Here is a 22,331-nt window from a genome sequence, read left to right on the forward strand (position 1 = left end):
TTCTTCTGGCTGGCGCTGTTCTGCTCCTGCGTCATCGTTGGTCTCTTCCATACGAAGCCCCGTCTCGATCGACGCCGGCTGATTTACGGACACGCCGAACGATACTGGACGGGATTGGTGATTACTGAAACGAGAAAAAAGTAACGCTGTCTTCCGACAATTACCAACGCCTGCGACACGCCGTCAACCGCAATGGAGACAGCGTTTGCGCAAACTATGAGGGACGGTCAAGGCGGGAAAGAACGTCGTTCGCGTCATACGCCTTTGGCACGGAGTAAAGATTCATGATGACGTTTCGTTCCGTGCCATGTGACGTGGCACGGAGTGGAATTGGGCCTTGAAAATCCATTCCCTGCCATGATTTTCCGGCAGGGAACGCGACATCTCGGCGATATTGCGTTCCGTGACAGAATCCTGGGCGACCAACGTTCGGGAATCATTGAAATTCCAATGATTCCCGAACTTGACTGTGCAGGGAATCCGGCACGGAACGACGATAGATACGATGATGCGGTTCCGTGCCAGATATCCGTGGCACGGAACCGCATCATGAATCGATTATCGATCCCCCGATGAAGGACGAGAAGGCCGGCATCACTCGCCCACGGCGGCGGCGTAGTCAGCGAGGACGGTCTCCTTGAACCAGCGGCCCTTCGGCCCGACGAACGTGGTGATGCTGTTCAGCGGCACGGTGTAGAAGAACATGCGGTTCACCTCGTCGGTCGGCCAGAAGACGCCGCCGTTTCGTTCGAATTCGGCGGCACGATCGTTGAAGATCCGGGCGCCGACCGGGTCCTCGGACCACTCCTTGAGCGTGGACATGTCGGTCAGGTGCAGCGTCTTGCCATCGCCTTCGAGTTCGACGGCGGCCACGGCCTCCACGTCGCGCGAGGAGGAGGCGAATTCGATGACGTATTCGCCGGGCTCCACGTGCCAGTCCTCGAAGCGCTCGGACCAGTAGGCGAAGGCACGGTCGTCGAGGTCGAACGTCACCTCGCGGCTCTCGCCTGGCTTGAGGCTCACCTTGGCGAAGGCCTTGAGCTCGTGGCTGGGACGCACGGCCGGCGATTCATGGTTCGGGGCCACGTACAGCTGCACGACCTGCGAGCCTTCGCGCATGCCGGTGTTCGTCACGGTGACACTGGCCCTGGCACCGGTCGGTCCGGTGGCCTCGGCCTTCGCGTCGGTCATTTCGAACGTGGTGTAGCTCAGTCCGTAGCCGAACGGGTAGGCGACCTCGAGATTGCGGGTGTCGTAGTAGCGGTAGCCGACGAAGATGCCCTCGCCGTAGTCCACGTAGCCTTCGCCGCCGGGGAAGTTGACCATGGAGGGGTTGTCCTCGATGCTCACGGGGATGGTCTCGGAGAGTCGGCCCGTGGCGTCGACGTCGCCGTAGAGCACGTCGGCGGTCGCCTCGCCGCCCGCCTGGCCGAGCAGCCACGCCTCAAGGAGTCCCTTGGCGTCGGCCTGCCAGTCGCTGACGGAGACGACGGCGCCGTTGGACAGCACGACGACCACGTTCGGGTTGACGACGGACACGGCGTGCAGCACCTCGACCTGCTTGGCGGGGATGTCGATGTTCTCGCGGTCGTAGCCTTCGGATTCGGCGATGTCGGGAAGACCGAGGAACATGACCACCTTGTCGGCGTTCTGCGCCACGGCCACGGCCTCGCCGGTGAGGGCACCGTCCTGCGCGGCGTCGTCGAGCGTGAAGCCGGGGGCGAAGGCGTAGTCGGCGCCGCGTTCGTCGAGCGCATCAAGGAAGGAGCTCAGCTTCGTGGGGTTGATGTGCGAGGAGCCGCCGCCCTGGTAGCGCGGGGTGCGAGCGAATTCGCCGACGACGGCGATCTTCTCGCCGGCGGCGAGCGGCAGCACCGCGCCTTCGTTCTTAAGCAGCACGATGGATTCCTGCGCTGCGCGGCGGGCGAGGGCGTGGTGGGCGGCCACGTCGAACGTGTAGTCACGCTCCATGGCGGGGCGGGTCTTTTCGATGAGCCTGAGCATGCCGTCGGCCATGCGGTCGAGCTGGCGCTCGTCGAGACGCCCCTCCCGCACGGCGATGACCACGTCGTCGTCGGTGTTGCTCGGCGGCATCTCGAGGTTGAGGCCGGCGTCGAGCGAGGCGACGCGGTCGTGCACGGCGCCCCAGTCGCTCATCACGATGCCGTCGTATCCCCATTCGTCGCGTAGCACGTCGGTGAGCAGCCAATGGTTCTCGGAGGAGAACGTGCCGTTGATCTGGTTGTAGGAGCACATCATCGTCCACGGCTTGGCGTTCTTGACGATGTATTCGAACGCGGCAAGGTAGATCTCGCGCAGCGCACGTTCGGTGATGCGCGCGGAGACGCGCATGCGGTCGGTCTCCTGGTTGTTGGCGGCGAAATGCTTGAGCGAGGTGCCCACGCCCTGCGACTGCACGCCTTCAATGAGCGCGGCAGGCAGGTGGCCAGCGAGCACAGGGTCCTCGGACCAGTATTCGAAGCATCGACCGCCGAGCGGATTGCGCTTGATGTTCACGCCGGGGCCGAGGATGACGGCCACGTTCTCCTGCACGCATTCCTCGCCCATGGCCACGCCGACCTCACGTACAAGTTCGGTGTTCCACGAGTTGGCGAATCCGGCCGCCGGCGGGAAGCAGGTGGAGGGAACGGTGTCGTAGAGACCGTTGACGCCGTCGGCCTGCCGCATCTTGCGCAGGCCGTGGGGGCCGTCGGTGATCATATAGCCGGGGATGCCCTTGGATTCCACGCCGTTGAGATGCCAGGCGTCGGCACCGGAGGTCAGTGCGGCCTTCTCCTCGAGGGTCAGTTCGTTGATGTCCACCATGATGAGTCTCCTTTGCTGATGATTGTCGATGAAGCGTTGATGATTTGTCGTTATCGATGATTTCGGTGAAACGGTTGGGACGATCGCGCCGATGATCGCGTATCGCCGATGCCGACGGCCGCCTACTTCGCCTTGCGGATGATGGCGATGAACACGCAGGACACGGCCAGCACGATCGCGCCGATGAGGAACGCGAGCTGGTAGCTGCCGAACGCCATCACGATGAGCGAGGTGGCGACGGGTCCGGCCATCTGGCCCACGGTGTTGGAGAGGTTGAGAATGCCGAGATCCTTGCCGGCCTCCGCCTTGCTGGGCAGCACGTCGACGTTCAGCGCCTGGTCGCAGGCGTTGTAGACGCCGTATCCGAAGCCGTAGAGGCCAGCCCATGCGTACATGGCCCATGCGGTCGGGAAGAACGCGGGGATGAGGAAGCCAACGGCGATGATGAGCGCGGCACCGATGACGAGAATCTTGCGACGCTGGATGAAGTCGGAGAGCGGACCGGTGACGGCGGATGCGATGAGCGAGGCGATCATGATGATCACGGCGGTGATGGAGAGCACGGCGGCGGAGCCGGTGGCGTCGAGGCCGATGTACTTCTGCAGGATGTACAGCTGGTAGTTGACGATCATGTACATGGACGTGACCATGAACAGACGTCCGAACAGCGCGAGGTAGAAGTCGCGGCAGTTCTTCGTCGGCGGGGTGAACGCCTTGATGAGCGAGCCGAGGCCCTCGTTGGCGGCGGGCAGGTTCTGTGCGGAGGGCTCCTTCGGCCAGATGATGACGACGAGCAGGCCGGTGACGCCGAGCAGCACGCCGGAGAGCAGGATGCCGAAGCCGAGGTTGTGGATGAGCTGGGCGCCGACGATCTGACCGACCGACTGGCCGACGGTGACGCCGAGGCCGTAGGCGGCGGACATGCTGGCGCGGTTGTTCTCGGGCACGCGGTCGGAAAGCACGGCGAGGAACGGGGCGAGCAGCATGTTGAGGAACAGCTGGGCGCCGCACCAGCACAGGATGATCATGGCGGGGCTGCCGACCACGGAGGTGAGCCACAGGAACAGGCCGGCGAGCGCGGCGCCGACGACCATGAACGGCGAGCGGCGACCGAAGCGCGAGCGGGAGCGGTCGGAGAGCGTGCCCCACAGCAGGTTGGCGGCCAGGGCCACGAACGCGCCGATGGAGTTCAGCTGGGCGACGAGCGCGGTGGGGTTGCCCACGCCGTCGTCGAGGAAGCGCTGTGGCAGCAGGATGCCGATGGCGGCGGCGAACGGCGCGTACCACAGGATGCCGCACAGCAGGAATCCGAAGAGGAACCTTGCGCGTTGCGCCACGCCGATGGTCTGGTTGGCGAGTTCGTGCAGCGCCCCTTCGACGCCGGAGCTCTTGCCGGATGTCGAATCGTCGTGCCCGGCTTCGATTGATTGCGATGCGCTCATACCCATGTTCTCCTTTGAAACGAGCCCTCTCCCGCATTCCCCCATCGGGGCCGTCCTGCGGAACAGGTTTTTTGACGCTCGGTAAAATTTACCGTTAGGTAAAAACTATACCAATCGGTAAAATTTTGCAAGAACGGCGAAATTTCAGGCGTGTCGGAGACGTGTTGATTTACCGATTGGTAAAAACATGGGATATGATGGCAACGTCGACAGCCAACGATGGGTGGTCGACATGCATCATCAGAGAATTTCCGAGGAGAACGAGGCCATGAGCAAATTCGACAGCAAGCTCGACGTCATCCTCGACGCCGCCACCGAACTGATCTCAAAATACGGCTTCTACGGCACCTCGCTCGAACGCGTCGCCGAGCAGACCGGCATGAGCAAACAGAATCTGCTGTACTACGTGAAGAACAAGAACAATCTGATGACGCTCGTCATCCGCGACCGATACGACGATACGCCGGAGATGATAGAGCGGTTCAACGCGCATAAGACAGGCGACCCCCATTACATCGGACCGCTCACCCTGCCCGAATACTATCGGATCATCGCCGAGGTCAACGCCAAACGACCGGTGTTCGTCAAACTGTTCACCGTCATCAACGCGGAGGCGCTGGAACCGTCGCACCCCGCCCACGACTACTTCACCCACCGTGACGAGATGACCCGCGAACGCATACGCTCCGGCATCGACTGGAAGCTCCCGCCCGGCGTGGACCTATGGCAGGCCGTGCGCATCTGCGACTCGACCATGGACGGCATGCAGATCAAATGGCTTCGCGACACCAGCGTCCCGCTGACCGAGCTCTGGGCGGGGTGCGAGGAGATGCTCTTCCCCTCCCCCATCTGGGACGGCTATCGCTGACCGGCAGCCGATTCATGGCACGGAATAAAAACCCGTTACGATGTTTACGCATAATGCGGTTCCGTGCCAGATATCCGTGGCACGGAACCGCATTATGCGTAATTCAAGTATTCGCTGACGGGATCTCCGAGAGTCAACTCCCCTCAGTCCGCCTTCGGCGGCCAGCTCCCCTCAATCATGAGGGGAGCCTACGGGAAACAGCCTTCGTCGTGGAATACTACGGCCTGATGAAATCAGGCCTTCCACTTGGACGAACAGTCCAGTGGACTGTTCGTAGCAGGAGACGAAGCATCGAGCCTCCGTCGCGGAATACTGTAGGCCGTCAGGCCTCCCACTTGGTCGGCTCGATGACCTCGCGGCCGCCCATGTAGGGACGCATGGCCTGCGGAATCACGATGGAACCGTCCTTCTGCTGGTGGTTCTCGAGGATGGCGACGAGCCAGCGGGTGGTGGCCAGCGTGCCGTTGAGCGTGGAGACGGCACGGGTGCCGCCGTCCTCGGTGCGCTCGCGGATGTTGAGGCGGCGGGCCTGGTACTCGGTGCAGTTCGAGGTGGAGGTCAGCTCGCGGTAGCGGCCCTGCGTCGGCACCCAGGCCTCGCAGTCGAACTTGCGGGCGGCGGAGGAGCCGAGGTCGCCGGCGGCGGTGTCGATGATGCGGTACGGCACCTCGACCTTGCCGAGCATCTCCTGCTCCATGGCCAGCAGCGCCTGGTGCTGCGCGCGGGAGTCCTCCTGCTTGCAGTAGACGAACATCTCGACCTTGTCGAACTGGTGCACGCGGATGATGCCGGAGGTGTCCTTGCCGGCGGCGCCGGCCTCGCGGCGGTAGCAGGAGCTCCAGCCGGTGTAGCGCAGCGGGCCGTTGGACAGGTCGAGGATCTCGTTCTCGTGCATGCCGGCGAGCGCCACTTCGGAGGTGCCGACGAGGTACTGGTCGTCGGGCTCGCGCAGGCGGTAGATCTCATCGGCGTGGGAGTTGAGGAAGCCGGTGCCGGCCATGACCTCGGGACGCACGAGCGTCGGGGTGATGGCGAGGATGAAGCCGTTCTTCTCGGCCTGGTCGACGGCCATGGTGAGCATGGCGATCTGCATGCGGGCCACGGCACCGCGCAGGAAGTAGAAGCGGGAGCCGCCGACCTTGACGCCGCGGCGCATGTCGATGCCGGCCACGCCGGTGCCGAGGGTCAGGTGGTCCTTGGGCTCGAAGCCTTCGGCCGCGAAGTCGCGGATCTGGCCGACCTTCTTGACGACCACGTAGTCGTCCTCGCCGCCTTCGGGGGCCTCGGGCTCCACGATGTTGGACAGCTTCCACATGGCGGTGGTGTATTCCTCGGAGGCCTTGTCGGCCTCGGCCTTGAACTCGGTGACCTTGTTGGCGAGTTCCTTGGTCTGGGCGATGATGGCGGCCTTCTCGTCAGCCGGGGCGGAGGCGACCTTCTTGCCCATGGCCTTCTGTTCGGCGCGGGCGGTCTCGAATTCCTTCAGCGCGGTGCGACGCGCCTCGTCGGATCGCAGGACTTCATCGACGAGCTCAACAGACTCGCCGCGCTTGCGCTGGGATTCCTTGACGATATCTGCATGTTCACGAATGAATTGAATATCAAGCATAGGGCTTACGATAATGCCCGCGTAAGACACGCCCAGAGCGTGCGGACGGCCGAATTCGTGCAGAAAACGAAGAAATCGGAACGTTTGCGAGGCGGCCGTGAATCGATTCGTATGACAATGGGCTACATGTCTGTTGGATGGATCATCGTCATCGCTATCGTCGCCGTAGCAGCCCTGGCGGCAATCGTCGCCGCCGCAGTCGCCACGTATCGCCGCAGGAGGCTGATCACCACCATCGAGCAGCGCGACAAGGCGACCGCCACGTACGCGTTCATCCTCAATCCCTCCAAGCCCGGGGCGGAGGACATCCGCAATCAGATCATCGCGTTCTTCAAGGCCCGCGACCTCGGCTCCCCCATGTTCGTCGACACGCAGCTCGACAAGGACGGCAAGGCGTGCGCGCTCGAGGCGATGGACCGCGGCGCCGACGCCATCGTGGCGGTCGGCGGCGACGGCACGGTGCGCACGGCGGCGAGCGCGGTGGCCGGCACGGACCGTCCGTTCGGCATCATCCCCATCGGCACCGGCAATCTGTTCGCCCGCAACATGGGCATTCCGCTCGGCGACATCGACGCCGCGCTGCAGGTGGCCATCTCGCATGGTTCGCGCAAGGTCGACATGGGCCGCATGACGCTGCTGGACTCCGACGAGCCGCAGCGCCGCCATGCGTTCCTCATCATCGCCGGCATCGGCTTCGATGCCGCGATGATCGACGACACCGATCCGGCGCTGAAGAAGAACATCAGCTGGCTGGCGTATTTCGTGGGCGGTGTGAAGAACCTGTTCACGCCGAAGTATCGGGGCACGTTCACCATCTGCGGGCCGGACGGCAAGGAGCAGAAGTCCAGGACTACGGCGTTCCGCACGTTCATGGCCGGCAACTGCGGCCAGATACCCGGTTTCGCGCTCATGCCCGAGGCCTCGTATGACGACGGCATCCTCGATTTCGAGCTTATCGACACGACCGGCGGCATCATCGGCTGGGCGAATCTGTTCGGCGACGTGCTGCATCAGACGATAACGAGGAAGGCGGAGCAGAATCCGCTGTCGACGAATTCGTCGGTCGACCAGATCCAGGGGTCGCGTGCGGAAATCCGTCTGGAGAAGCCGGCGTTGGCGCAGGTGGACGGCGATATCCTCGGCAAGACCGCGCATATCGAGTTCACCGTGGAGCATCGTGCGCTGTGCGTGCGCGTGCCCGAGCCGGCGGCGCCGGCGGCGGCCGCCACGGCGACGGCATAGACCCTGAAACGGGCGCAGCGACCATAACGATTTCGGCCGGCGAATGTCGCCGGCCTTTTATTTATCATTCGTCGAGATTCGACGCGAGCATGGCGGCGAGCGCGTCCATCGCCGTACCGATGGCGGTGCGGTCGGCGTCGGGTCGTCCGTCGGCGTCCGTCGTCAATGTGACGACGTCGCCGCCGACGACGTTCAGCGACATGACGGCGAGGATCCCGCCGGCGTCGATCTCACGACCATCATGGTCCATGGTCACGTGAAGTCCGGAGTCGATGACGGCCTGCACGAACCGTGCGGCCGGCCGGGCGTGCAGCCCGAGCGGGGTGCCGATGGCGACCGTGCGCGTGATCATAGCGAATCCTTTCCACTGTCCCGTTGTCGAGGTCTCATCGAAGTCTCGAAGTTTCGTTGTCGAAATTTCGCCGCCGAATGACGACATGCTATTGCGCCGCACGGACCGGGCCGCATCACTCGGGACGGGTCTTGTCGCGAGGTACGGGCCGTGGGCCACGCAGGACGGGCGGTCCATGCGACAAGACCCGGCCCACATAACGTGAACCGGGTCGTCATCATGCCTTGCGTGATGGGCGGCGGCATCCGTCCTTCCGGGCGCCCACCTCGACAGGGGCTTATTCGGCGGTCTCGTCCTTCTCGGCCATGTCCTTGAGCTGGGCGGGGGTGTACTTGTCGCGCTTGAACTCGGTGATGAAGTACAGGCCCACGATGGCGAGCTCGATGGCCGGCAGGATGAAGGAGAACTGCATGGTGGAGGCGTCGGAGAGGGCGCCCTGCAGGGTGGGCAGGAAGGCGCCGCCGACCAGGGCCATCACGATGATCGCGCCGGCGGTCTCGGTGTGGCGACGGTCCTCGACGGTCTTCAGCGTGCGGGAGTAGATGGTCGGCCAGCCCGGTCCGAGGAAGAAGCTCACGGCCACGGCGAACCACACGGCGGTCATGCCGGGCAGGAACGCGGTGCCGAGCAGCACGATGGCGCCGCCGATCATGAAGATGGCGAGGACGCGGGTCTCGCGGAACCTGGAGAGCAGGTAGCTGGCGCCGAGTCGTCCGACGAAGAACACGATGTAGCTGATGATCATGAAGTTCGCGGCGTCACGGTCGGTCATGGAGGCGCCGCCCTGGTTGAGGGCGAGTCGGATGGTGAAGGACCAGATGCCGGTCTGGGCGCCCGCGTAGATGAACTGGACGGCGATGCCCTTCCAGAAGCGGCCGTTGTGGAACAGGTAGTTCATGGTCTCGCCGAGAGTGGCCTTGGCGACGGTGCCCTCCTTGGTGGCGGGGCGGCACTTCGGGAACTTGGTGATGGCGAACAGCACGATGAGCACGGCCAGCACGATGAGCAGGTACTTGTACGGCTCCAGCGTGCGGCTGAGTTGTTCGGCACCATAGGCCTTGGCGGCGTCGGGGGCCATCTTGGCCATTTCGGCGTGCAGGTTGGAGTCCTGGAACACGAGGTACTTGCCGAGCAGGATGCCGGTGATCAGGCCGAGGGCGTTCATGGTCTGGGCCACGTTGAGTCGCACGGTGCCGAGGCGCTTCGGACCCATCAGGGTAGCGTAGGTGTCGGCGGAGGTCTCAAGGAAGCTCAGGCCGATGGCCTCGACGAAGATGGCGAAGAGGAAGACCTCGTACGTCACCAGTCGGCTCGCCGGGAAGAAGATGAAGCAGCCGACGGCGAAGAACGACAGGCCGGCGATGATGCCGATCTTGTAGCTGGTCTTCTTGATGAACAGCGATGCGGGGATGGCGATGAGGAAGTAGCCGCCGTAGAAGGCGCTCTGCACGAACGCGGTGGCGAGGTCGCTCAGCGAGAACACGGCCTTGAACTGGGTGATGAGCACGTCGTTGAGGCTGGAGGCGACGGCCCAGATGCCGAACAGAATCGCCGTCATGGCGAACTGGAGCACCGGGGTGCGGTCGAGGTAGCCGTCGGAGAACTCGATCCACTTGGTCTTCCTGCCGGCGGCCTTGGTGGATTCGGCTTCCGGGGTCTCCGGAATATCGGTTGCGATTGCTTCGGTCATGATGTCTTCTCTCACGAGGCGCGCAACCAGACGATGATTGTCGGTGCATCGGTGTGCCGACCATGGCCGTCAACATCTGTCGTTGGCCTTGGCTCTGGCAAACACGCCGGGTTACGCGAATGGGTAATCAATACTCAGGCCCGCCGCCGCTTCGCCGCGACCGCCCGATACGGCCATGGCGTCGGCGTGCGTTCGTCGCATGCCATGCCGTGCCGCATCGGCTAGGAGCCTGGAGGATTCGCCGTAACCCGCAGAAAGCTAAGGCCAACGAAAGAAAAGGGCTTTCAGTTATGGATGTTCAGTTATATCGGTTATGGATTCGTACGTTTCGAATTCGGGATTTCAAATTCTCGGGGGCTCTCGGGATTCCGCGGAATCCCTCGGGGACGCCGCCTTAGAGGATCTGGCAGAATTCGATGGTCTCGTGGTTCGGTCCGAGGACGTTGAAGTAGCGGATGCCGTTCTCGTGGAACGTGGGGATGTGCTGGACGGAGCCCTCGACGAGGTTCAGACCGAGCTTCTCGGCCTCCGCGAACGCTGCATCGATGTCGGTGACATCGATGGCGAAGTGGTTGATTGCGCCGGTGACGCCGGCCGGTTCCGCCATCGTCCACACCTCGAGGACGAGGTTGTTCAGATGCAGGAAGGTGCAGCGGTCGTCGCCGTTCGGGTAGATGCCCTCGCACTCGAAGCCGAGCTTCTCGTAGTATGCGATGGTGCCTTCGAGATCGTTGGTGGGAATGCCGACATGGCCGATTCCTGTCAGGTGATCGCGAATGCTCATGATTCGTAGCCTCCATTGCCTACAGATTGATGTTTGCGAGATTCAATATACATTAACGTCGTTAATTGGTCAATCTCGGAAATAGCGGCGTGTCGAACGTTCGACGAATCAGCTGAATGATTTTCGAATAACGCGTGCGGCATCGGTGCAGTGGCAGACGAAGGCGTACGAAGGTACGTCGAGTCTGCCGATGTGCCGATGACGCTCCGTTATTCGGAAATCCCGCTGACGCGGGCAATGTGGAGGGCCAGATACGCAATCTCGTCCTGCGTCAGATTCGCGTCGAGGCGCATCTCCAGTATCGCGGCGATGCGTTGGGCGCACTGCATGGCGCGGGGGTAGGACTGGGTGATGGCGTGGATGATGGGCGCGGGTTCGTCGGCGAGCTGGTTGTTCTGGCGGATGCGGACGAAGAGGTAGCGCACGTGGGTGATGAAGCGGCTGACGTTGACGGAGTCGCGGTCGAAGACGATGTTGAAGGTCGCTTCGATGATGGTCATCATCTGTTGGATGACGCCGGTCATCGTGTACGTGTAGGAGAGGTCGCCGGTGGCGAATCCGGCGTTGACGAGGTGCATGGCGAGGGCGGTTGCCTCGTCGTCGGGCAGTGTCGTCCGGCCGGCGGCGGCGAGTCGGGTGTTGACTGCGGCGAGGAGACGCTGCCCCTGGGCGAATTCATCCGGGTAGAGGTTGCTGACTTCGGCGCGCAGCGGATAGGTGATGTGGGTGTCGTCGGCGAGACGCCGCAGGGCGTTGTCGATGTGGTCGCTCAACGATGCGATGACGGTGGTGTTGCCGGCGAGTTCCTCGAGGCCGGCCTCACGCAGGGCGTCGATGACGAGCCGCACGGTCTCGGGTTCGATGCCGGCGAGCATCTGGGCGAGATGGTCGGGGTCACGGCCGTCGGACGGCACGAATTTACGTACGATCTTCGTCGCGTCGATGGGTTTTCCGGGCTTGCCCTGGAATCCGATGCCGCGGCCGGTGAGCACGATCTCGGTGCCGTCGTCGTCTTTGGCGAGGACGACGTTGTTGTTGAATACGCGAAGAATCTCCATGCTGCTGCCTTTCGCCGCTTCACCGCCGGACCGCAATCACCGGGTCGCCGACGGCGGCATCGAATCCGGTGAGGGGGGTGACCGACGTCATCTTGGCGGTGTTGGTGATGGTCATCATCGTGGTGGCGTCGACGCCGGACCGACGCAGTTCCGCGAAATCGACCGTGGCCAGCGGATCGCCGGCCCTTACGCGTTCGCCTTTGGACACCGTCATGGTAAAACCCTCACCTTCCAGTCTTACTGTATCAACACCGACGTGCAGAAGGACCTCGATGCCGTCGTCGGCGCGGATGCCGAAGGCGTGTCCGGTGCCGGCGACGGTTTTCAACACGCCGGCGACGGGGGCGGCTATCGTACGGGGACCGTCATCGGCTTCGACGTCGGGACGGATGGCGACGCCGTCGCCGAGTGCACGCGAGGCGAAGACGGGGTCGGAAACGTCGTCGATCGGCAGCACGGCGCCGGCGACGGGCGCGACGACGGCGACGGCATCGTCGGCATCGGCATCAGCGGCGACGGCGGACCCAACGCCGACGGTGCCGTCGGCGCCAACGGCATCGGCATCGTCAACGGCATCGGCGTGGCCAGCGACGATGCCATCATCATCCGGTGCGTTTTCGGATATCCCCAGCGTTATCCCCTTCTCCCCCGTCGTTTGCGGATTATCGGCGTCTTGACCACCGACGCGTGAATCATCGACGTTTTCCGCGGAGGCTTTCGTACGATAGTCGAATATCGCGATAAGCGCCATCGGCACGACGAACGCGACCGCTATGGACGCCACATACACCCACATGCGGCTGAACAGCGGGATGGTCAGCAATGACGTGAACGCGAACGACCATGCGATGACGCCATGCATGACGCCGCCGGAAGGCGTGACCGACGGGAAGAACCAGCCAAGCAGCGCGCCGGTCAGGCCGCCGGCCGCACATCCGACGAGCATGCGCCGGTAGACGAGGCGATGCCGCAGATGGATGCCGTACAGGCTCGGCTCGGTCAGTCCGCCGAGCAGTCCGGCCAGCAGCGCGCCCGTGGCGGTGCGGCGCATGGCATCGTCGCGTTCTCGCACGGCGAGGAGCAGCACGCCGGCGGTCGAGCCGAAGCAGGCGAAGTTCCATACGGCCATCGGTCCCTGGATGAAGTCGTAGCCAAGCGTCTGCACGTTGACGATCATGAGGGCGTTGAGCGGCCAATGCAGGCCGATGGGCACGATGAACGGGTAGATGAGCGGCAGAAGCACGGCGAATGCGAACGGTGCGTGCATGCTCAGCCAGGCCAGCGAGACGCCAATGCCGTTGCTCAGCCACGCACCGAAGGGTCCGAGCACGAACGCGGTCAGCGGCGTGATGACGACCATGCTGACGAACGGCAGAAACACGATGCGTATGCTGCGCGGCAGCACGCGTTTGAGACCGCGATACAGCGCGGCGAGCGCCAGCACCATGATCAGAGGCACGAACACGTTGCCGCTGTAGTCGTTGAGATGCATGGGCAGGCCGAATACATGCACCGTGCAGGAACGCACGCCCAGCGTGGGGTCGGTGACGCAATCGGCGTCGGCGGCGTTCATCAGACCGGTGAACTGCGGGGTCATGAGCGCGGCCATGATCATCGCGCCGAGCCATGGGTCCACACGCAGTTTGTTCGAGGCGTTGTAGGCCACGATGATCGGCAGGAAGACGAACACGCCCTTCCACATCGCCTTGACGAACACCCAGCCGGCCGACGCCTCGTCGTTCGGCATGACGCCGAGCGCGAGGCACAGGTTCACCAGCGCGATGATGATGGACGCGCCGAGCAGCACGCCGATGATGGGACGGAACGAGTCGGACAGATACTCGAAGAACCAGTTGAGGCAGTGGGCTATGCGGCGGGTGATTCCGCGTTTCCCGTGAAACATGGCGAAGACGCCGGACGAGGGGAAGACGGTCGTGTCCATCTCGTGCGCAACGGGCGTGGAATCCGTGCGGTCGGGGGCATCGGGGGCGGCAGCAGCGGGGTCGGCAGCGGACGAATCGGCCTTCGCGGGCGCGGCGGCGAGCACGGCATCGGGCACATGCGGGACGGGCGCATCATCGGCCATGCCGCCGTCGCCCACGACATCGCAATCACCGTCGCACGACGATATCGCGTCGCGTACGGCCGGCATGGCCATCATCGCGTCATAGACGTCCTCGACGGCGCCGCCGATAACCACCTGATAGCGCTCGCCGTACTGGGCGACGGCGCCGAGGACGGCGGGATCGGCGTCGAGCGCGCGGGCGTCGACGCGCGAGGCGTCGCGCAGCTCGAATCGCAGTCTCGTGGCGCAATGGGTCAGCCCCCGGATGTTGCCGGCGCCGCCGAGTGCGACGACGATGGCCCGCGCCACCCGTCTGTCTTCCGTCCTCATATCACGCCTCCTCGCGTCTGCCTGACACTGTACCCAACCCGTCGCGCCGCCGCCATATCGGCCACGTAAACGGAACAATAACGAACATTAATGATTGCCCGAACAACCGCAACACGGGGAAGCGAACACGACGGATTTGAATCGGCCTGTGGCAGAATGGATTCATGGTTGCTAACAATGCGGGCAAGCCCGCCACCCCAGAAGATCTGATCAACGTCGATGAGGTCATCGGCAAGTACTATGACCTTGTCCCCGACTCCTCGATTCCCGAGCAGCGCGTGTCGTTCGGCACGTCCGGCCACCGCGGATCGAGCCTGAAGACCTCGTTCAACGAGGCCCATATCGTCGCCATCACGCAGGCCATCGCCGAATACCGCAAGAAGGCAGGCGTCACCGGCCCGCTGTACATCGGCCGCGACACGCACGCGCTTTCCGGCCCGGCCGAGAAGACCGCCATCGAAGTGCTCGTCGCCAACGGCGTGCACGTGCGCGTCGACTCGCGCGGCGACTACGTCCCCACCCCGGTCGTCTCCCAGGCGATCCTGACCCACAACCGCGCCGCCGACGGCTCCCAGCGCTTCACCGGAGAAGGCCTGGCCGACGGCATCGTGGTCACCCCCTCGCACAACCCGCCCACCGACGGCGGCTTCAAGTACGATCCCGTCACCGGCGGCCCGGCCCCGGCCGAGACCACCAACGCGATCGCCGCCCGCGCGAACGAGCTGCTCGACGACTACAAGTCCGTCAAGCGCGTGCCGTACGAGGAGGCCATCAAGTCCGACCTCGTGGAAGGCTTCGACTACCGCGACCACTACGTCTCCGACCTGGAGAACGTCATCGACTTCGATGTGATCCGCTCCTCGGGTGTGCGCCTCGGCATCGACCCGCTCGGCGGTGCCTCGGTGAACTACTGGCCGCTGATGAACGAGAAGTACGGCCTGTCGATCGACGTGGTGCGTCCCGAGGTCGACCCGACCTGGCGCTTCATGACCATCGACCATGACGGCAAGATCCGCATGGATCCCTCCTCCACGTACGCGATGCAGGGTCTGGTCGACGAACTCAACGCCGGCGCATGGGAGAAGTACGATCTCGTCGGCGGCACCGATCCGGACGCCGACCGCCACGGCATCGTCTGCCCGAACTGGGGCGTGATGAACCCGAACCACTACATCGCCGTCGTGGTGGAGTATCTGTTCGGCGGCAACCGCCCCGATTGGCCGGAGGGTGCGGGAATCGGCAAGACGCTGGTGTCGTCGTCGCTCATCGACCGTGTGGCCGCCTCCATCGGCGCCAAGCTCGTCGAGGTGCCGGTCGGCTTCAAGTGGTTCGTCGACCCGCTGTTCAAGGGCGAGGTGGCGTTCGGTGGCGAGGAGAGCTCCGGCATGAGCTTCCTGCGCCGCGACGGCCGTGTGTGGACCACCGACAAGGACGGCCTCATCCCCGACCTGCTGGCCGCCGAGATCACCGCCAAGACCGGCAAGAACCCGGCTCAGCTGCATCAGGAGCAGGTGGAGCGCTTCGGCGAGTCCTGGTACAAGCGCGTCGACACGCCCACCACGCTTGAGCAGAAGCAGAAGTTCGCGTCGCTGTCCGGTGACGACGTGACCGCCACGCAGCTTGCCGGCGAGGACATCACCGCCAAGCTCACCGAGGCGCCCGGCAACGGCGCCAAGATCGGCGGCCTGAAGGTGACGACCAAGGACAACTGGTTCGCCGCCCGTCCGTCCGGCACCGAGAACATCTACAAGGTGTATGCCGAGTCGTTCGTCTCCCCCGAGGCGCTCGACAAGGTGCTCGACGAGGCCGAGGTCGTCGTCGACAAGGCCCTGAGCGAGTAGTCTTCGGCCGATTCGTCCATCTCATCGAAGGGGTGTCCGATGCTTCACGCGTCGGACACCCCTTTCATTTCATGCCCATCTCTTCTGTGTCGGCATAACGTCGCCTAACGTCTGTGTCGGTTATAACGCACGCGTGCGCAAAACCCGACACCAACGATATCTGACCGTCGGTTATAACGCATGAATCCGTTATAACCGACGCAAGGAATCTCTTAGCGGCGGTTTTCCCACACGCGTGCGTTATAACCGACGCTTAGCGGTCGTCAGAGTCGGTTATAACGCATTTCCGTCATTTGATACGACCACACGCACGTGCGACGATAAACATCACGCACAGACCAGCGCGCACCTCATCATCATCCGAGGGTGGTCCATCCGTCAACATTTTCCGTACCACTTGCACTTGCATATGCGCCACACATACCGTCGAATCATGAAGACACATGCACCGACGGAACTACTGCTCGACGAAGCGGAACGAGAGCAACGGTGCGTCGTGGGAATGAACGAAAGACAGCGCAAACCGCTCCGCAGACGACGGGATACCGGCCTGCTCATATCGCCATACCGCAATCTTTATGCACGCGCATCATACTGGGAAACCCTCAATCCCATACAACGCCATATGCATATGCTGAGGTCGTTGTCACTGCTGCATCCGAATTGGTCGTTCGCGGGACTCAGCGCCGCATGCGCACACGGTCTCGAACATACGTATTCTTTGCATGACAACGGCAACATCACCATAGCCAGTCCTTTCCATCCGAATCATTGCGGAGGATCTCTTCGACGAATCTATATGAACGACATAGATGGAATATCGGAATGGCATTCATCATTGCGTGTGACGAACATATACCGCACACTGCTGGATTGCTCAATGCTGTATCCGTTTGCACAGGCATTGCCCATCTTCGATTCGGCGGCACGCCAAGGAACCGACATATCAGAGCTTCCCGAATACTGTCGTTCCCTGGGAATGGACAGCGCGGCGATAACGAAACTCTGCCTGAACACCGATCCTTTAAGCGAGAACGGCGGGGAATCATTCATACGGGCCATGATCGAGGAAACGAATTTCGTGATTCCACGTCTGCAGCGGCCGTTTCGCAATCCCCGTAATCCCGATGCCCCGTTCCGCGCGGATTTCTCGTGGGAACTGCCCGACGGAACCATCATCGTGGCCGAGTTCGACGGCATGGGCAAATATGTGATCGACGACGGGACGCGTCGGGGAATCCGAGCCCGAGTGTATGCCGAGCGCGAACGGGAGACGGCTTTGCGAGCAGATGGCGTTCGACGTATCGTCCGATTGGAATATGAGGACGCTTTGTATCCGGAACGACTGCGACGCAAACTGCTCGATGCCGGAGTGCCGCAACGTCGATGATGAGACGCTGCGGAGAGAACGCTGCCGCAAATACACTGCGCAACCGTATTGACGCCCGTCGCCGGCGGTTATAACGGATGCATCCGCAAAACCCGCCCCGCAATCACCGGTAGTGGCGGTTATAACGTACACGTATGTAAAACCCGCCCCGTAGCACCTTCTAGAGTCGGTTTTTACGGATGTATGCGTTATAACCGACCCTTATCCACCACCAATGGCGGTTATAACGCATGCTTGCGTAAAACCCGACGCTCACCATTCGCAGGAGTCGGTTATAACGCATGCGTTATAACCGACACGGTTGGAATGGTGGCCGAAGCGGCAGGACGACATCATCGACGGGGACGAGCACGGCGTCGCCAACGAGGTCGGAGCCGCTTTACGGCCCCATGACGGCCGCATCGGGGGGCTGTGGGCACGGTTCGGTCCCTGTTTGTTGGATGCCGTGGGCACGGTTTGGTTCCCGTCCGTTGGATGCCGTAGACGCGGTTCGGTTCCCGTTCGTCGTATCCCGGCTATAGGCCGAGACGGGAGTCGAGGGCGGCGGAGGGGTCGAGACCGAGACGGCGGCGGATGAACCAGCCGAGTCCCAGGGGCAGGCCCGCCGCAGCGGCCACGCCGCCGGAACCGATGGCGATGGTCTTCGCATTGTCGGCGATCAGCGGAGCGGTGGAGGAACCGGACGCCGAGGCATCCGCCGAACCGTCATCGGCAGCGTCGGGCGTCGGATCCGCAGAGGCCGCATCGGATTTCGTCGAAGCCGACTTCTTGCCGGATTTCTTTCCCGAGGACGAGCCCGCGGCAGAACCGGCGGAAGCCAGCGCACCACCGCCGAGTCCCGACGACGAGCCCGCCGAACCGCCGGAGGCCGATGCCGCCGCGGGGCTGCCGGAGCCGGCGCTCACCTTGAACGAGGAGTCGTACTGCACGGAAAGCGGCAGCGTGGGCTTGGCGAAGTCGCGCTGGCTGTTCGCCGTGTACCAGTAGGCCGACTGGCCGGTCTCCACCTGGAAGTCCACGAACGACTGCGGGAACGCGCCCCAGTAGGCTGCGTTCGCGGAGTCCTTGGCCGCCTGCGCACCGTGGTCGCCGCTGGCCTTCACGGCGACGCCCAGGTATTCGGGCGTCTTGGTGAAGCCGTGCGCATCGGCCGCCTTCTTCATGTCCACGCCCTTGAAGTCGGCGAGATGAATCGTGCGCGCCGAAAGCGTGACCCATTTGCTGGAGTCGTTCATATCGGCGCCGTATCCGGAGGCGGTGGCGGTGAGTGCGCCGTTTCCGGAGACGTCAAGTGTGAGCTTCGGGTCGGTGACGCTCCAGTAGGTCATGCCGCCGTAGTAGGCGACGGTGAACGAACCCGTCCACGAGATCTCGACCGAGCCGTCGGCCTGCACCGTGCCAACGCCCTTGGAAAGCACCACCTGCGATTCCGTGTTGATGGAGCGACCGTCGGCGCGCTTGGCCATCTTCACTGTCGAACCGTCACGGGCGAGGCACTTGCTGTTCCACGAGGCCGCAGCCCATTTGCCGGACGAATCCGGCTTCTCGATGGTCACGTTGCCGGCCTTGGCCTTGTAGAAGGACGCATCCCAGGTCTTCGAGGAACCGGTGTTGCCGGCCTTGCCCGCCGAGATGAAGTTGCAGCCGCCGTAGTAGGCCGCGGAGTTCGTCTCGTCATTGATGCCCCAGCGCAGGGTGACGTTCTTGTAGGTCGTGCCGCCGTTTGCGGAGCCGCCGTTCGTCGTACCGCCCGAACCGGAACCAGAACCGTCGTCCGAACCGGAACCGCTGCCGTCCGAACCGCCCGCCGTCGTGGTGACGGTCATGGCGTTTGATGCGGCGCCGGGTCCGAGTGCGTTGGTCGCGGCGATGGTCACGTCGTAGGTGGTCGAGGCCTTGAGCCCGGTGATCATGCCGCTGCGTTCCTTCTTGCCGAAGGATGCGATGACGGTATCCCCGCCGGATCGCGGCTTCGCGGTGGCTACGAATCCGGAAAACTTCGGATCGCCCTTCTCGCCCGGCGCCTTCCAGAACAGTTCGACACGGTCGCTGCCTTCGGCGTCGTGACTGGTCAGCGTCGGCGCGCCCGGCAGCCTGCCGACGACGAACGTGGTGCTCGTCACGGCGGCCGAGTCATCGCCGGCGGCCGCATCGTACAGTTCGAAGGTGTAGGTGCCGGCGAGTGCATCGGCGGGGATCGTGTATTCCCATGTGGCCGATCCGGCGGAGGCGGAGGCGGAGCCCGGTTTCAGATCCTTCGCCACGGTTTCGCCGGCGGGGCTGATGATGCGGCCGGCGTATGTCGTATCCTCGGCGAGGTTCTTTCCGGTGAAGGTGATGGCCTTGCCGCGTTCGACCGATTGCGCGCCGGCGGTCACGCCTGGTTTGGCTGTGCTTGGCTGCGACTTCCATGCGACGGTGATCGGCGAGGCGACCTTGCGCGGCTGGATGGTGTTCTTGCCGCCGCTGGTCGTGTACCAGTAGGACGACTGGCCGGTGGCGTTGTTGAATTGCACCCATGTGGCGGGGAACGACCCCCACCATGCGGCGTTGTCGCTGGTTTTCTCGGCCTGTCCGGCATGGGCGTCCGCTCCGGCGTCGGCGGTCACGCCGAGGTAGTCGGGCGTCGCGGTGAGTGTGCCCTTGTCGGCGTCGAACGTTATCTGCTGGTCGACGCCGCTGGCCGAGCCGGTGGTGAAATCGGCCAGATGGATGGTCGTGGCCGGCAGCTTCTCCCATTTGCTGACGTCGTTCATGTCGGCGGCGTATCCGGATGCGGTGCCGGTGAGCGTTCCCTTGCCGTTGCTGATGTCGAGCACGGGGTCGGCGATGGACCAGTAGGTCATGCCGCCGTAGTAGACGATGGTGAACGAAGCGCCCTTCCATTCGATGTGCGCGGAGTTCGTGGCGGTGTCGACGGTACCGGTGCCGTCGGTGAGCCGGACGATGTTTTCGGAATACGTGGGTTCGTCGCCGTTCATCGTCATGCCGCCGGTCTTACCGGCGATGGATGCGCCGTTGCGGTTGGTGCAGCGTTCGGCGAATCCGCCGACGCGTTCCATCGTGTCGTCGGCGTTGGGTTTGAGGATTTCGGCGTGGGCGGATTCGTCGACCGTGCGGTACAGCGTCTTGCCGTCGGTGCCGGTTTTGTTCGCCGTCCATACGCCGCTGCCGCCCGCGTCGCCGGCCGTGCCGGCGGACAGGGCGTTGCAGCCGCCGAAATACGATCCGCCGCCGGTTTCGGGGTTGACGCCCCATTCGAAGACGACGTCGGTCACGGCGGTGGACGACGAAGCGTTCGCCGACGTGTTCGTGTCGGTCGTGGCGTCGGCGGCGAAGGCCGGCGCGATCGCGGCGACCGATCCGGCGCAGACGGCCACGATGGAGGCACTGGCGCAGATGGTCTCGAGAATGGTCCGTCCGATGTTCATCGTTCGCCTTCCTTCCCTGCCGTATCAGCCGTCGTGCCGACGCCGGCGTTCGCCGCGCGGCGGGCGAAGAAATCGCGGACTCCGGCTGCGACGGACGAGCCGCCGGCCGCGGCACCGCCGACGTTCGCGGCCGTACGGTCGCCGGATGTTCCGACACCGTCGCCGGACGGTGCCGTATTGCCGACGCCGTCGCCGGACGATACCGGCGGCATGGCCTGCGTGGCCGCCGACGTGCCGAACGGCGCGGGCAGCGGGGCGTCCTCCACCAGCGACTGCACCTGGTCGGCGCGCCCCTGCTCCTTGAGCAGACGCTGATACTGCCTGCGGCGGCGTCTGGCCGATTTCATGGCCTCGCGCGCCCGCACGTCCTCGGCATGACGTTCACGCCTGGCTATCTCCTTGTCGAGCGCGGCCGGCGAGACACCGAGCAGCACCGACTTCATGGCGAGGTAGCCGCCGATGCCGGCCGCCAGCACGATGATGGCGATGCCGAAGATGATGATCGCGGCGACGATCAGCCATCCCGCGACACCCAACACCGGAATCTGCGCGCTCATTTCATTCCCTTCCGTCGTCTGCGATGCTGCCGCCGCCTCGGCGGCCTTCCTGGCGGCCTCTTCCTCGGCTTTCTTCTTCGCCGCCGCCTGGGCCGCGGCCTGCTTCTTCTTCGCTTCCTCGGCCGCCTTGGCCGCCGATTCGTCCGACGAATCCGAGGATGCCGTGTCGTCGGACGAATCGGATCCGGAATCCGAGGACGACTGCTCCGATGATTGGGCGGCGAAACTCAACGGCGTGAACGTCTCGTTACTGGAGTTGACGACGCCGTGGGCGCCGATGGTGATGATGCCGCATTGCACGGCCGTGCAATCGACTTCGGTCGGATTGTTCGACCGGTCGTAGCTGGTGAATTTCGCGCCGGGCACGGTGATCTTCGCGCTCCATGTGCCGTTCGCGGCGATCTGGCCGCCGTTCGCGGCCGACGCCGTCGAATCGCCGGGGAACGCGACGAACACGTCGTAGCCGGCGGGGTTGTTCTCGTCGTCGGGCACGTAACGGTAGTCCTCGCCGGTCACGCCGCCCTTCGACGGCTTCCACGAGTCGCCGTTCGGGTCGCTGACCCAGCCGAACAGCACGTAGATACCGCCGAATCCGCCCTGCACGGACTGGAATCCGCTGCCCGCAAGGTCGACGGTCGTCTTGCCGTTCGGATTGAGCGAGCCGCCTTCGACGGTCGCGCTCACCTGGGCGCCGGCCGCCTGTGCGGTGGGAACGCCGCGCACGGCGTCGACGGCGAACATCGCGACGAGCATAACGACGGCGACCGCGAATGCGGCCAGCCGCGTCGTCAACGGCCTTGCCGTCGTGCGCTTTCGCGCGGATGAAGGAACTAATCCGGCGATCAT

Annotated in this window: 14 protein-coding genes; 4 read left to right on the forward strand and 10 right to left on the reverse strand. The window is 63.8% G+C overall.

Translation table 11 applies throughout. From position 1 onward, the window contains the following. Positions 1–594: 594 nt before the first annotated feature. Both CS006_RS01690 and CS006_RS01695 read right to left on the reverse strand, forming a co-directional pair. Positions 595–2,826: a glycoside hydrolase family 3 C-terminal domain-containing protein gene (locus CS006_RS01690; RefSeq protein ID WP_100510049.1), complete on the reverse strand. Its 2,232-nt coding sequence runs from the start codon at positions 2,824–2,826 to the stop codon at positions 595–597. Positions 2,827–2,948: 122 nt separating this feature from the next. Next, positions 2,949–4,268 carry an MFS transporter gene (locus CS006_RS01695; RefSeq protein WP_165777178.1) on the reverse strand — a complete coding sequence of 440 codons (1,320 nt, stop codon included), beginning with the start codon at positions 4,266–4,268 and terminating at the stop codon, positions 2,949–2,951. 268 nt (positions 4,269–4,536) lie between these two features. Here CS006_RS01695 and CS006_RS01700 point away from each other — a divergent pair, with 268 nt between their 5' ends. Continuing rightward, on the forward strand, positions 4,537–5,136 hold the full coding sequence (locus CS006_RS01700; RefSeq protein ID WP_165777179.1) for a TetR/AcrR family transcriptional regulator: 600 nt from the start codon (positions 4,537–4,539) through the stop codon (positions 5,134–5,136). 322 nt (positions 5,137–5,458) lie between these two features. Here CS006_RS01700 and serS read toward each other — a convergent pair whose 3' ends face one another. Continuing rightward, positions 5,459–6,745: a serine--tRNA ligase gene (gene serS / locus CS006_RS01705; RefSeq protein ID WP_100510052.1), complete on the reverse strand. Its 1,287-nt coding sequence runs from the start codon at positions 6,743–6,745 to the stop codon at positions 5,459–5,461. Between the two features lie 117 nt (positions 6,746–6,862). Between serS and CS006_RS01710 the strand changes: the two genes are divergently transcribed. Then, positions 6,863–7,987 carry a diacylglycerol/lipid kinase family protein gene (locus tag CS006_RS01710; RefSeq protein ID WP_165777226.1) on the forward strand — a complete coding sequence of 375 codons (1,125 nt, stop codon included), beginning with the start codon at positions 6,863–6,865 and terminating at the stop codon, positions 7,985–7,987. Positions 7,988–8,051: 64 nt separating this feature from the next. On the opposite strand, the gene CS006_RS01715 is transcribed toward CS006_RS01710, so the two are convergent. The 5 genes from CS006_RS01715 to CS006_RS01735 all read right to left on the reverse strand — a co-directional run bounded on the left by CS006_RS01715 (position 8,052) and on the right by CS006_RS01735 (position 14,266). Then, positions 8,052–8,339, reverse strand: coding sequence for an HPr family phosphocarrier protein (locus tag CS006_RS01715; protein ID WP_100510053.1), 288 nt, complete (start codon positions 8,337–8,339; stop codon positions 8,052–8,054). 277 nt (positions 8,340–8,616) lie between these two features. Then, positions 8,617–10,029 carry an L-fucose:H+ symporter permease gene (gene fucP, locus CS006_RS01720; protein ID WP_100510054.1) on the reverse strand — a complete coding sequence of 471 codons (1,413 nt, stop codon included), beginning with the start codon at positions 10,027–10,029 and terminating at the stop codon, positions 8,617–8,619. Positions 10,030–10,423: 394 nt separating this feature from the next. Further along, positions 10,424–10,813 carry a VOC family protein gene (locus CS006_RS01725; protein ID WP_100510055.1) on the reverse strand — a complete coding sequence of 130 codons (390 nt, stop codon included), beginning with the start codon at positions 10,811–10,813 and terminating at the stop codon, positions 10,424–10,426. Between the two features lie 209 nt (positions 10,814–11,022). Next, positions 11,023–11,871 (reverse strand): PRD domain-containing protein, encoded by an 849-nt coding sequence (locus tag CS006_RS01730; protein ID WP_100510056.1) that lies wholly within the window; start codon positions 11,869–11,871, stop codon positions 11,023–11,025. 19 nt (positions 11,872–11,890) lie between these two features. After that, a complete protein-coding gene (locus tag CS006_RS01735) occupies positions 11,891–14,266 on the reverse strand; it encodes a glucose PTS transporter subunit IIA (protein WP_243386593.1) in 2,376 nt (791 codons plus the stop codon). Positions 14,267–14,430: 164 nt separating this feature from the next. On the opposite strand from CS006_RS01735, the gene pgm reads away from it, so the two are divergent. Both pgm and CS006_RS01745 read left to right on the forward strand, forming a co-directional pair. Further along, positions 14,431–16,107: a phosphoglucomutase (alpha-D-glucose-1,6-bisphosphate-dependent) gene (gene pgm / locus CS006_RS01740; RefSeq protein ID WP_100510057.1), complete on the forward strand. Its 1,677-nt coding sequence runs from the start codon at positions 14,431–14,433 to the stop codon at positions 16,105–16,107. A gap of 799 nt (positions 16,108–16,906) precedes the next feature. Beyond that, positions 16,907–17,497 (forward strand): hypothetical protein, encoded by a 591-nt coding sequence (locus tag CS006_RS01745; protein ID WP_133119510.1) that lies wholly within the window; start codon positions 16,907–16,909, stop codon positions 17,495–17,497. Positions 17,498–18,012: 515 nt separating this feature from the next. Here CS006_RS01745 and CS006_RS01750 read toward each other — a convergent pair. Continuing rightward, on the reverse strand, positions 18,013–20,928 hold the full coding sequence (locus CS006_RS01750) for a fibronectin type III domain-containing protein (protein WP_100510059.1): 2,916 nt from the start codon (positions 20,926–20,928) through the stop codon (positions 18,013–18,015). Then, complete coding sequence (locus CS006_RS10825) at positions 20,925–22,277, reverse strand: hypothetical protein (RefSeq protein WP_207759981.1); 1,353 nt, start codon at positions 22,275–22,277, stop codon at positions 20,925–20,927. Before CS006_RS10825 ends, CS006_RS01750 begins: the two co-directional genes overlap by 4 nt. Positions 22,278–22,331 lie beyond the last annotated feature (54 nt).

The sequence above is a fragment of the Bifidobacterium primatium genome (genome assembly GCF_002802875.1).
Lineage (GTDB): Bacteria > Actinomycetota > Actinomycetes > Actinomycetales > Bifidobacteriaceae > Galliscardovia > Galliscardovia primatium.

What these genes read in the sequence shown, in the direction of transcription:
- CS006_RS01690 (WP_100510049.1), bottom strand. Translation starts at nt 2,826, where the DNA reads ATGGTGGACATCAACGAACTGACCCTCGAGGAGAAGGCCGCACTGACC.
- CS006_RS01695 (WP_165777178.1), bottom strand. Translation starts at nt 4,268, where the DNA reads ATGAGCGCATCGCAATCAATCGAAGCCGGGCACGACGATTCGACATCC.
- CS006_RS01700 (WP_165777179.1), top strand. Translation starts at nt 4,537, where the DNA reads ATGAGCAAATTCGACAGCAAGCTCGACGTCATCCTCGACGCCGCCACC.
- serS (WP_100510052.1), bottom strand. Translation starts at nt 6,745, where the DNA reads ATGCTTGATATTCAATTCATTCGTGAACATGCAGATATCGTCAAGGAA.
- CS006_RS01710 (WP_165777226.1), top strand. Translation starts at nt 6,863, where the DNA reads ATGGGCTACATGTCTGTTGGATGGATCATCGTCATCGCTATCGTCGCC.
- CS006_RS01715 (WP_100510053.1), bottom strand. Translation starts at nt 8,339, where the DNA reads ATGATCACGCGCACGGTCGCCATCGGCACCCCGCTCGGGCTGCACGCC.
- fucP (WP_100510054.1), bottom strand. Translation starts at nt 10,029, where the DNA reads ATGACCGAAGCAATCGCAACCGATATTCCGGAGACCCCGGAAGCCGAA.
- CS006_RS01725 (WP_100510055.1), bottom strand. Translation starts at nt 10,813, where the DNA reads ATGAGCATTCGCGATCACCTGACAGGAATCGGCCATGTCGGCATTCCC.
- CS006_RS01730 (WP_100510056.1), bottom strand. Translation starts at nt 11,871, where the DNA reads ATGGAGATTCTTCGCGTATTCAACAACAACGTCGTCCTCGCCAAAGAC.
- CS006_RS01735 (WP_243386593.1), bottom strand. Translation starts at nt 14,266, where the DNA reads ATGAGGACGGAAGACAGACGGGTGGCGCGGGCCATCGTCGTCGCACTC.
- pgm (WP_100510057.1), top strand. Translation starts at nt 14,431, where the DNA reads ATGGTTGCTAACAATGCGGGCAAGCCCGCCACCCCAGAAGATCTGATC.
- CS006_RS01745 (WP_133119510.1), top strand. Translation starts at nt 16,907, where the DNA reads ATGAACGACATAGATGGAATATCGGAATGGCATTCATCATTGCGTGTG.
- CS006_RS01750 (WP_100510059.1), bottom strand. Translation starts at nt 20,928, where the DNA reads ATGAACATCGGACGGACCATTCTCGAGACCATCTGCGCCAGTGCCTCC.